Source organism: Paraburkholderia sp. 22098 (assembly GCF_052045935.1).
Taxonomy (GTDB): domain Bacteria; phylum Pseudomonadota; class Gammaproteobacteria; order Burkholderiales; family Burkholderiaceae; genus Paraburkholderia; species Paraburkholderia caledonica.
Window position 1 is genome coordinate 57,954 of record NZ_JBQEPV010000025.1, and the last position, 11,443, is coordinate 69,396.

Consider the following 11,443-nt stretch of genomic DNA (forward strand, 5'->3'; position numbering starts at 1 on the left):
GGCTCGAATCGACATGCGATCAGCAGTAGCCAGTTCTGTTCGGGAATCATGCATTGCGCTTGTCGCGGTGCTCGCAGTGCTCGTGTTCGCCATGTTCCCGGCGACAGCGCGCGCAGCCGCCTGCAAGGCGGGCACACTCGTCACGGTCGTCGCGCATCTCGATGACGATCTGCTCTTCGTCGATCCCGCGATCAGCGAGCGTCTGGATGCCGGATGGTGCATCACTACGGTGCATCTGATCGGCGGCGCAAACGGTGCGAACTTCTCCTATGTACTCACGCGCGAACGGGCCTCCCGGCTCGCGTATTCGCGCATGGCGGGGGTGCCTGACGCGTGGAGCGAATCGAACGTTGAGATTGCCGGCAAGCTCGTGCATCAAATGGTGTTGAAAGCAAAGCCCCAGGTTCGCCTGCTCGAATTGCGGCTGCCCGGCGGAGGCGTGCGCGGCGGACGCCAGCCGCTCGGCTTGCTGTGGGAGCAGCGCGCAACGCTTTTCTCGTATCCGATGAGCACGGACGGCTCGGGGCGCATGAAATACGACCGCGACACGCTGTCGGCCACATTGAAGGCAATTCTCGCTCAGGCTACGCTGATCTACACGCTTAATCCGGACACCGTACCATTTGTCGAACATCCGGATCACATCGTTGCCGCACGCATTGCGCGTCATGTTGCGCAGACTCTCGCGAAGAGCGTGCCGATCGTCTATCACGTGACATACCCGACGGGCGGCTGGCCGGCCAATGTTCCCGCGACCGAAGTGCAGCGCAAGCGCGACATTGTCGCGAGCTATTTTTCGATCGACGGAAGCGAGTCGTCGCATGTATTCGGCGAGTTTCAGTGGGACGGCAACTGGATCGCGCGGCGCTATGCATTCGCGGATCGCAGCGATCGCCGCGTGCCGGACTTCCAGGCGCGTCCCATACAGCTATTCAATGTCGCGACGAATCGCTGCGTAACTGCAAACGGGCCCGGCCGTGCGCCCACGCTCGCCGCATGCAATGGATCCGCCATGCAGCAATGGCGATGGGAGCCGGTACCGGTCTATCCCGGCAACGCGCGCAATGCGGCGCTTGTCAGCGCGGCGACGTCGCAATGCATCGCCGAGCGCGACGGCTATCTGCGCTCGGAAAGCTGCGATCAGTGGGACCTTGCGCAACGCTGGACGCCGTGGGACTTCGGCCTCGTCTACACGCCTATGCGCCATTGCCTCGGTGAAAACGACGGCAAGCTGACAATGCGCGGCTGCACCGCGCTCACCACGCGTTACCGCTGGGCCACGACGCAACGCATCCAGGCAAACGATCTGCGGCTCGCCACCGCAATGTACGCAGACGTGACGGGCACGGGAGCACAATCCGCAATCTATGTGCAGCGGCAGCACGATGGTCCCGGCTTCAACGTCTACGCAGCGTCGCTCGAAAAAGCCGCGCTCCCGACGCTCTGGTATGCAGCCGCTGTGCCGTTCGACCCGGACGCCACCGCGCCGAGCTGCGCGGGCGACAAACTGTGCTTCGACAGCGCGCGTTTCCTGCTCGGCGACTTCGACGGCGATGGCAAGGCTGACCTGATGGTCGTTACTGCGCGAGAGAACGGTACCGCCTTCTGGCTACTGCGCAGTTTGGGCGATCGTTTCGATGCACCGCGCCTCTGGTTGCAAACGGACGCGGCATTTAAACCCGAACTTGCTCAGCAATACGTGGCTGCGGATTTCACCGGCACGCGTAGAGCCAGTGTGCTCATTGCGCAAAAGCGCGCAGACAGCGGCCTTGACTTGTGGATCGCGTCATCTGCCGGCTCTGCAGATCGTGGCGCCGCCCCTGTGCTCGTCGCGCAAGCTCAAGGCCTTGCACAGAACGCTGCGTTGCTGCCGTTCGGCAACGCGGGCTCGCGCTCGTCGCTCGTCGCCATGGAGACGGCGCAAGAACGCGTGTCGCTCACGATCATCTCCAACGACGGGGCACGGATGAGCATCGGCGAACGCAGAATGTTGCCGGCTAACTTCGTGCCGGGCTTCGTGAAGACGACGGTCGCGTCGTCGCGCGGCGACGATCGCGACACGCTAGTGCTGGTCACGCCGCGTGTAAATGGCACCGACGCCGACACGCTGATCGACATCGCCACACTCGACCTCGCTGCATCCGCAGCGACGCCGGTGCACGTAGCTTCGTTGCGCGGCATGTCGTGGTCGGATGTATTCCCTGGCTATGTGCGCGACACGCACGGCGCGGCACTCGTGCTTTACCGCAGAACCGACGCGACGCTCGGCGACTTTTACTTCACTGGCGGCGCACCGGCGCTATCGCGCTATCCGCTGGAAAACGGCTTTGCCCTGGGCGCGCCGCACGATCTCGGCGAGCTACCAGGGCTGTTTTCGGAGACAGTGAGAATCGACCGGCTCGCGCAATAACGCGTGGCGCGCCGGTCCTTAAGCTCAGAATGAACTCAGGGGCGACTCAGGCCGATACCTGCATCGGCTGAGCGAACTTGCGCACGATCGACATGTAGCGGTCCGCGGTGTCGTGCAGCGTATAACCCGCGAGTTGCCGGTGCGCGCGCGGCGTTTCCAACGCCTTGACGAGCGCATGAGCATAGGCGTCGACGTCCGTCGTATCGACGAGATTCACGCCGGCCAGATTGCTCGCGAAGCCGAATGAAGGAATGCGGTTCGCCACGACCGGAATTCCCGACGCGAGCGCCTCCAGAAATCCTATGCTCTGGGCTTCGAAGCGCGATGGCATGGCGAACACGCGCGAGGAGCGCAGCACCGCGGCAACGTCCGAGCGCGGTCCGCATACGCTGACCTTGCTCTCCAGACCAAGTTGCCTCACGAGCGACACCACTGCGCGGTGATAATCGAGTTCCTCGACCACGCCGCACAGCAGCAAACGCGCTTCGGGTTCGACCTGAAGTACACGCTCGAATGCGCGAACCGTGTCCAGTTGACTCTTTCCTTCTATGTATCGGCCGAGCTGAACGATCTGCTTCGAAGGCACCGCACTGTCGGGTGCGGGCGAACTGTCGTGTCCGGCGAATAGCGACGCGTCGACGCCATTGGGAATGACCACCATCGAAGGATGCCGGCCGATTTCGCGCATATAGTCGTCGATATTCTGCTGCGAGACGCCGATGATGGCTCTCGCCCGGCGCGATAGCAGGCGTTCGGCGCGCTTGAGCGCACCGTTCTCGAAGTCGTTGACGCCCGAGTGCATCACCCATGCGATAGGTGTGTGCACCGGCAACAGACGCACGTACAGCGCAGCAAGCGTCGCGTGCGCAATGATGAAATCCGGGCGAAACTCGCGCACCACGCGATACAGGTGCAGCAGTTTGCCGATCCTGCCGTGCCGCACATCGGGAAAACGGCACATGACACCCGCCGCCGCGAGCTCGGCTCGAATAGCGACGAAGTCGTCTTGCTGCGGCAACAGCGAAGTCATGCAGACTTCGTGTCCGGCACGCTGATGGTGAATCGCAAGACCTTTTACGAGTACTTCTGCCCCGGACAATCGTGGTGCGTGAACCAGTTGAAGAATCCTCACGATTTATCTCTCTGATGACCGCCCATTTTGCAGCGGATAGATGAGTCGGCCCAGCGAACAACGGCACGCCGGGCGCTCTCATCCGATAGTTTGTATGTGGCGCACGCCTTTACAACGCGCGCCCTTTCCGCAACACGCGACCGGCCAATGCACCGGTTCTCGTCGCGAGAAAACGTTACACCCAAGATCCTGCAAGTTTGCGCCAAGTCCAAGACTTCTTCGGCTTCGAAATGAGCGGTATCGCCCACTTGGGCGGTGAATTTCTTCTGGAGACCGAATAGGCCGGCCGATCCATTACACCATTTCGCCAAATGTCTGACGAGCGTTAATGAGCGCTACCGCACATTGGCGAAACGGGCGATGAAAGCGGCGGCATCTGGCGGTCTATACGCGAGGCAAGAACCAAAGAAAGACCCTACTTCGAGATGTCCTCCAAGGCGACATCGCGCGTCTTCGGGCCCAGCGTGCCGATAGCGAGCATCACAATTGCCATCGCACCGGATATGAACACGAACACGCCATTTACGCCGAAGCGGCTCAGGCAACCAGCAATCACGAATGCGGAGAACATTGCCGACAGCCGGCTCCACGAATAGACGAAGCCCACTGCGCGTGCCCGGATACTCGTCGGAAAGAGTTCTGCCTGGTACGCGTGATAGCTATAGGAAATGATGTTGCCCGCGAGCACGAGACACACGCCGAGGCTCACCAGCAGCACCGTCTCGCGCACCTGGCTAAACAGCAGGCCGCACACCACGTTCACGGCCGCCATGAAGATGATCACCGTCTTGCGCTCGAAACGGTCGGCAATCAGCAAGCCGAGCAACGGTCCGAGCGGCGCCGCCACCGCGATGATGCTTGCGTACATCAGGCTCGTCGTCACCGTAATGCCCTGCTTGATCAGCAGCGTCGGAATCCAGTTGGCAAAGCCGTAGTAGCCCATCGTCTGGAATACATGAAAGATGATGAGCATCAGCGTGCGCTTGCGGTATGGCGGCACCAGCAGATCGCGGAACGCTGCGCGGGCCCGAACCGGTTCGGGCAGTGCGGGTTCCGGCAGCGCTCGTCCGTATTCGCGTTCGACTCGCGCTTCGAGCCGCGTCATGATCGCGTCCGCTTCGTCGATCCGGCCTTTTTGCGCGAGCCACCGCGGGCTCTCCGGCAAACCGAGCCGGATCCACCACACGACGATCGCGCCCACCACGCCGGTCAACACGACAAGACGCCAGCCGTCCAGGCCAAAGAACTGATGAGGCACCAGCAGATACGAGAGAAAAGCGACGATCGGCACTGCGCAGAAACCGACTGCCTGCGAACACGCAGACGCTCGGCCGCGCACGTGCTTGGGCACGAGTTCGGAGATGTAGGTGCCGATCGTCACGATCTCCACGCCTATGCCGATGCCCGCGATGAAACGCCACAGATTGAGCCCGAGCGCCGTGTCCTGAAACGCCATGATGACGTTCGCCGCCGTATACCAAAGCAGCGACCACGTGAAAATTGCGCGGCGCCCGAAGCGGTCGGCGAGAAAGCCACAAGCCGCGGTTCCAATGAAGAGTCCCGCGAACAACGCGGCGATGAAGCTCGCAACGCCGCTCGTGCCGAACAGGCCATGAGTCGTCGCGGTCAGAATGCCGCTGCGCACGAGCCCTGGCGCGATATAGCCCGAGAACATCAGGTCGTACAGTTCGAAGAAGAGCCCGAGGCTCAACAACATCACCAGCTTCCAGATGGAACGCGTGGCCGGCAAGCGGTCGAGCCGCGCCGAAATGCGCGCGCCGCCCAGCGCTATTTCTTCTGCACGGCTGCCCGCCGACGCACCTGCGCCCGAAGGCAAGCCGAGGGCGCCGGCATCGCCGACCGCTGTCGCATACACCGTCTGATTCGACGACTTCATCGTCTGTCTCCTTGAATGCCGGTCTGCGCCGGATAAGCTTGATTGACTGTGCGCGCTGCGGATTACGCAGCCTCGCGTGGCGCCCGGTTCGAGTCGTTGTTCAACAGCGCGATTTGCGCCTCGTCATAACCGAGCTCGCGCAATACCGCCACCGTGTGCTCGCCGATCTTCGCGATGGGCTGACGCGGCTGCAAACGCGCGCCGTCGATCGAAATAGGCAGCAACGGCATGGCGGTTTCGCTGCCGTCGTCTAGCGTGAGGCGAGCAAGGCCGCCGCTTTCTTTCAGGTGCGGGTCGTCGAACAGTTCTTCGGGCTTCGCAATCGACGCGAACGGAATGTGGTCGCGCTCGAACAGCGGCACGAGCGCCTCGCCTTCGAAACGGCTCAAGGTGTCGCCCAGCGTTTGCAGCAACCATGAGCGCGCGAGCACGCGGTCGTTGTTCGTCGCGAGGCGCGGGTCGGCGAGCAGATCGCCGCGGCCGAGAATCGCGCACAATGCGCGCCATTGGCCGTCGCCGGTCGCGGCAATGAACATCTGCTCGTTGTTCGCGAGCGTGAAGACGTCGTAGACGGCCCATGCACTGATGCGCTCAGGCATCGGTGCCGGCGGCACACCGGTCGCGGCGTACTGCTGCATGTGCTGCGCGGACAGCAGCACACAGTTTTCGAAGAGCGCGCTTTGCACTTCCTTGCCGCGCCCGCTCGCATGCCGTTCGTGCAGTGCCGCGAGCACACCGATCGCGCCGAACATGCCGCCCATGATGTCGTTGACCGAACTGCCCGCGCGCAGCGGGCGCCCCACCGGACCGGTCATGTACGCGAGGCCCGCCATCATCTGCACGACTTCGTCGAGCGCGAGGCGATGTTCATACGGGCCATTGAGAAAGCCCTTATGCGATACGTAGATCAGCTTCGGGTTGCGCTCGCGCAGCGACGCATAGTCGAGACCGAGCGTCGCCATGCGGCCCGGCTTGAAGTTTTCGACGAACACGTCGGCGGTATCGACAAGCTTGTGAAGTGCAGCCAGTCCCGCTTCGCTATCGAGATCGAGCGCGACGCTCTTCTTGTTGCGATTAAAGGTTCGGAAAAAACCCGCGCCGGTGCCGAGCAAACGGCGCGTGCCGTCGCCGCGCGGCGGCTCGACCTTGATGACTTCTGCGCCGAGGTCGCCGAGAATCATCCCGCAGGTCGGGCCCATCACCATATGCGACAACTCGATCACGCGAATGCCGGCAAGCGGCAATGCGCTCTGCTGCGGCGCTTCAGTGGCGGAACTGGCGGTAGCGGAATGGGCGTTCATTGCAGCACCTGTGAGCACGAAGAGGGTAAAGATTCGATCTGTCTCGAAGCGGCGAACTGCGTGGGCAAACCGGCGCGCGCGAGATAGCCGTAAAGCGGCTCGCCGGGCAACGCATCGGCGAGCACTGCACGCGACGCGATCAGGCGCGTGAGGTCAATGCCGGTTTCATAGCCCATGCTTTCCAGCATGAAGACGAGATCTTCGGTGTTGACGTTGCCGGTTGCGCCAGGCGCGTGCGGACAACCACCAAGCCCGGCGAGCGACGCGTCGAATTCGCGAATGCCGTGTTGCAGTCCGACCAACGTGTTGGCGAGCGCAAGGCCGCGCGTGTCGTGCAGATGCAGCGAGCGCAGCTTGTCGCCCGCCACGCCGCGCACGATTTCGATAATTTCGCCGACCTGGCGCGGCGTCGCTTCGCCGGTCGTATCGCCGAGTGCGATCACATCGGCGCCTGCACGCACCGCGTCGCCTGCAATCGCAGCGATGTCTTCATAGGGCACCGCGCCTTGCAGCGTGCAGCCGAATACCGTCGACAAACCGGCAATCAACTCCACACGCCGCGCGCCTGCAGCCGGCGCGCTGTCGATCGCCTCGCGCATCGCCGCAAACACGTTGATCATTTCGGCCGGCGTCTTGCGCACGTTCGCGAGGCTGTGCGCGGCGCTCACCGAGATCGGTGCGACGATCCGATGCACGCCCGCTTCGAGCGCACGTTGCGCGCCTTTCAGGTTCGGCACGAGTGCGGTCACGATCAGATCGCCATAACGCAGCGCGTGGGCGATGACCTCATCGGCATCGGCCATTTGCGGCAGCAGCTTCGCCGGCACAAATGAAGCCACTTCCATGTGCCGCACGCCGGCGGCATAGGCGGCGTCGATCCAACGGCGTTTGGATTCGGTGGGCATCGTTTGGGCGATGCTTTGCAGACCGTCGCGCATGCCGACCTCGGTCACGACGACGCGCTCCCTGATATCACTCATGTTTTGAATCCTGCGGAAAATGCGGGGAAATGAAGCACGGATCACAGCGTGCCTGCGCGACGCCGCATCGCAAAGTCTGCGTTGACGAAGCACTCCATCGCCGTTGACGATGGCCGGCGACTCAAGCGGGACGGGCATGCGCCGTCGCAAAGGGGAAACCCTTAAGGGCTTTTCAGAGGATGCGACGTGCGGACCTGCGCGGCCATGCGCGTCGCTTGAATCGCATATTGATGAGCGATTGAGCCGCCTGGTTCCGCAGCGGACCGGAAGTCGGGACGCTACCTCTGCGCATGCCTCAAACCATGCGCAGCAAGTGCTCCAGCAAATGCGACGCGGCGAGCGTCAGCGCGTTGCGGTCGCGCACGCAGATCACGAAGCGCCGTTCGGCCCACGCTTCGCGCAACGGCACGGCGACGATCCCGTACTCGTCGGCGGCATGACGGGGCAGCGCCTCGCCCGGCAGAATGGCTACCGCGAGGCCGGCCTGGATAAAACGATAGGCGGCGTCGAAGGTCGACACGTAGGTGCGATAGTTGAGTTCGCGTCCTTTCTCAGCCGCGATCCGCTGCATCAGCGCATTGACCGACGCATTCGACGAGAGCCCGAGGTGATCGAACGCAAGCGTCTGCTCGAAGCCGATGGCCGCCTCGCCGGCAAGTGGATGGCCGCGCGGCACGATTAGCGCGAGGTGATCGGCTCGATATGGCAGCGCGTCGAGACTTCCCATCGGCACTACGTCGCGGCAGATGCCGAGATCGGCCACGCCTTCTTCGAGGCCCCGAACGATTTCCGCGCTTACGCGCTCTTCGACATCCACGCGTATCTGCGGGTTCGCCTTTAGAAATTCGGACAACGCCTCGGGCAAAAACTCGACCATCGACGACACGTTCGCCAGCACGCGAACATGGCCGCGCGCGCCGGCTGCATATTGGCTCAGCTCGGCCTGCATGCGTTCATGGCTGCGCATGATGAGCCGTGCATGCCGCAACAATGCCTCGCCGGCGGCAGTGGCGCGCACACCGCGCTGACTGCGCGAAAGCAGCGCGACGTCGACGAGCGCCTCGAGATCGGCGAGCCGCTTGCTGACCGCCGACGGCGCGATGAACTCGCGTTCCGCGGCGCGTGCGATCGTGCCTTCCTCGCAAACGGCAATGAACAAGCGCAACGTCACCTGATCGATCTGCCACATGCGGGATGGCTCCGAAGTTAGAGTGGGGAAAATTATGCCCGAGTAAAGCGGTGCCGGACCCGATGCCAGGGTATCCACGGTCGATTCATGCGCAGCGCTTGCGCGCTGGCTTTGCTCCTGGACCGCTGGCCGCTTGCTCGCGGCTTGCGGGCTCGCTATGCTGAGCGATGCTCGCGGATGCCGACACATTATCTAAATGTTTTGCGATGCATGCGGCCCGCCCGGCGACTGTATCGCTACCGACCATGACCACTTCACGGAAATAGCCATGTCCATGACCAGCCTCTTCATTACCGCTGCCGGCGTCGGCCTTGCGATTGCCGCGCCGGTCGGGCCCATGGGTATGCTTTGCATCCGCCGCACGCTGACGGGCGGCCCGCGCGCCGGACTCGCGATCGGCCTGGGCATTGCGAGCGGCGACGCGTTCTATGGTCTGATCGCGGCGCTCGGGCTCGTCGGCATTTCGCAGTTCATGCTGGCATACGACCGGCCGCTGCATCTGCTAGCCGGATTGTTTTTGCTGTATCTCGGCGTGCGCACGCTGCTGCAAAAGCCTCCGGTCGACGCGGCCAACGGCGAAGCGAACGGGAACGGCAAGCTCGCGCAAGTGGGCCGCACGGGGGCGCTGCGCGCTTACGCGAGTTCCTTGCTGCTCACGCTGACCAACCCGCAGACGGTCATCATGTTCGCCGCGTTGTTCACGACGCTGGCGCCTCGGGGCGCGTTTTCGTCGACGATTGCGCTTACGACGGTAGGCGGCGTTTTCTGCGGCTCGATCGCGTGGTGGTGCTTTCTCGTGACGGTGGTCTCGCTCGCGCGGCACGCTATCGGCAGCAAATTGCGGCTCGCGATCGACCGGCTCGTCGGGATCATGCTCGCGGCTTTTGGCGTCGTCGAAATTCGTCGCGCGCTTTGAGCGCTGAGCAGCGCGTTAAGCCTCGCGCGGACGGCCGCGGCGCGCGCGTTCCGCGCCGTTCGTACGCTCGCGCGTCAGTTTTGCGACAATAGCGGCTTTCGCTGCGCCGAGCGTTGCCTGATGCCCGATCTGCCGACCTGCGTCGGCGGTGGGGAACACGCGCGCCGCCCGTGCTCTAACTGTCAATCCACGGTCAATCCACCGACCGCCAGCGGTCTCATCAATGGCTCTTCCCCATATCGATTTGCTGTACTCCGCCTCCGGCCTGTTCGTCGGCTTTTTGGTCGGGCTGACGGGCGTTGGCGGCGGCTCGCTGATGACGCCGATCCTGGTCCTCCTGTTCAACGTACACCCGGCGACCGCAGTCGGCACTGACCTTCTCTACGCGGCCGCCACCAAGGCGACCGGAACGCTGGTGCACGGCCTGAAAGGCTCCGTGGACTGGCAGGTGACGCTGCGGCTCGCCGCCGGTAGCGTGCCGGCCGCGACGGTCACGCTGGTGCTGTTGCACCGCTATGGGATGGACACGCCGGGCGCGAGCCGACTGATCCAGATCGTGCTCGGGATCGCGCTTCTGGTGACGGCAGTCGCGCTCGTGTTCCGCCCGCAACTCGCGGCGTTGGGCGCGCACCGTCAACGCACGCCCAGCCAGGGACGCACGCTCGGACTCACCATGCTGACGGGCGCGGTGCTCGGTGTGCTCGTATCGCTGACTTCGGTGGGTGCGGGCGCAATCGGCGTGACCGTTTTGCTGCTGCTTTATCCGATGCTGCCGACAACCCGCATCGTCGGCTCCGACATCGCGCATGCGGTACCGCTTACGCTGCTCGCAGGCGCGGGCCATTGGCTGCTCGGCTCGGTCGACTGGTCGATGCTGCTGTCGCTGCTCGTGGGCTCGCTGCCGGGCATCGCGGTGGGCAGCATGCTCTCCGCGCGCGCGCCGGATGCGCTGCTGCGCAATCTGCTCGCGGCGACGCTCACGCTGGTAGGCGTGCGTCTGGTGCTGGCGTGAAGCCGCGCGATGCTGGCGTCACGCCGGTATGATTTTCGCCTTGTCTCAGACTGATGACGCAACCCCGATGCCGGGCTCCCGCCGTCGCCGTCACCTGAAAAAGCGGCAGGTCAGATCGGCCTCGAACTGTCTGACCCATTGACCCTGGCGGTCGTAATACGATTGAGCCCAGCCGCCACGTCGCACGGTGACGAGGCGCTCATGAGCAGCATCGGCGGGATCGGCGCAAATGCTGACGTCGAAATGCGAGGGCGCAAAGCCGTGCCGCGCGCACACCAGTTCGAATGCGGCCCGGTCGGTGATGGGCAGATCGGTATAGCGCAGGAGCGTAGTTTGCATGGCGTTGACTCCGGTTCTTCATGCATACGGTACCCTTGGCGCGGCGTCGCCAATGTGTCATCCCACACATTGGGCGACGGCGCGTGGCTTGCAGTGCAGCGTCTGATGAAACCGTCGTCGCGGCTGGCGTTTCCTCAACGGCGTCGCACAATCGGCATAGGGGGTAGCCAACAGGCTACGCCCCTGCCACACCACCCGGCATGCGGGCCCGCACCGGGCGGTTCGGGAAGTTGAGGTCAGGAGAGACGGGGTAGGCCTAGTCGGTCG

General features: G+C 63.6%; 9 protein-coding genes. 3 read left to right on the forward strand and 6 right to left on the reverse strand.

Features of this window, described 5'->3' with window-relative positions; genetic code table 11:
* Positions 1-13 precede the first annotated feature (13 nt).
* On the forward strand, positions 14-2,410 hold the full coding sequence (locus tag ACTJLB_RS31730; RefSeq protein WP_440785602.1) for a PIG-L family deacetylase: 2,397 nt from the start codon (positions 14-16) through the stop codon (positions 2,408-2,410).
* A 46-nt stretch (positions 2,411-2,456) separates the two neighbouring features.
* Here ACTJLB_RS31730 and ACTJLB_RS31735 read toward each other — a convergent pair whose 3' ends face one another.
* The 5 genes from ACTJLB_RS31735 to ACTJLB_RS31755 form a co-directional block, all read right to left on the reverse strand.
* Entirely contained in the window at positions 2,457-3,542 is a 1,086-nt protein-coding gene (locus ACTJLB_RS31735; protein ID WP_027804908.1) for a glycosyltransferase family 4 protein, read from the reverse strand.
* A gap of 415 nt (positions 3,543-3,957) precedes the next feature.
* On the reverse strand, positions 3,958-5,439 hold the full coding sequence (locus tag ACTJLB_RS31740; RefSeq protein WP_020069773.1) for an MFS transporter: 1,482 nt from the start codon (positions 5,437-5,439) through the stop codon (positions 3,958-3,960).
* Between the two features lie 62 nt (positions 5,440-5,501).
* Complete coding sequence (locus ACTJLB_RS31745; RefSeq protein ID WP_440785603.1) at positions 5,502-6,740, reverse strand: CaiB/BaiF CoA transferase family protein; 1,239 nt, start codon at positions 6,738-6,740, stop codon at positions 5,502-5,504.
* A complete protein-coding gene (locus ACTJLB_RS31750; RefSeq protein ID WP_440785604.1) occupies positions 6,737-7,720 on the reverse strand; it encodes a hydroxymethylglutaryl-CoA lyase in 984 nt (327 codons plus the stop codon). Before ACTJLB_RS31750 ends, ACTJLB_RS31745 begins: the two co-directional genes overlap by 4 nt.
* 295 nt (positions 7,721-8,015) lie before the next feature.
* Complete coding sequence (locus tag ACTJLB_RS31755; protein ID WP_408200842.1) at positions 8,016-8,909, reverse strand: LysR substrate-binding domain-containing protein; 894 nt, start codon at positions 8,907-8,909, stop codon at positions 8,016-8,018.
* A 268-nt stretch (positions 8,910-9,177) separates the two neighbouring features.
* Between ACTJLB_RS31755 and ACTJLB_RS31760 the strand changes: the two genes are divergently transcribed.
* Both ACTJLB_RS31760 and ACTJLB_RS31765 read left to right on the forward strand, forming a co-directional pair.
* On the forward strand, positions 9,178-9,825 hold the full coding sequence (locus tag ACTJLB_RS31760) for a LysE family translocator (RefSeq protein WP_440785605.1): 648 nt from the start codon (positions 9,178-9,180) through the stop codon (positions 9,823-9,825).
* Positions 9,826-10,048: 223 nt separating this feature from the next.
* A complete protein-coding gene (locus tag ACTJLB_RS31765; protein ID WP_087751523.1) occupies positions 10,049-10,837 on the forward strand; it encodes a sulfite exporter TauE/SafE family protein in 789 nt (262 codons plus the stop codon).
* A gap of 90 nt (positions 10,838-10,927) precedes the next feature.
* Here ACTJLB_RS31765 and ACTJLB_RS31770 read toward each other — a convergent pair whose 3' ends face one another.
* Positions 10,928-11,176, reverse strand: a complete 249-nt coding sequence (locus tag ACTJLB_RS31770) for a hypothetical protein (RefSeq protein WP_020069766.1) — start codon at positions 11,174-11,176, stop codon at positions 10,928-10,930.
* Positions 11,177-11,443 lie beyond the last annotated feature (267 nt).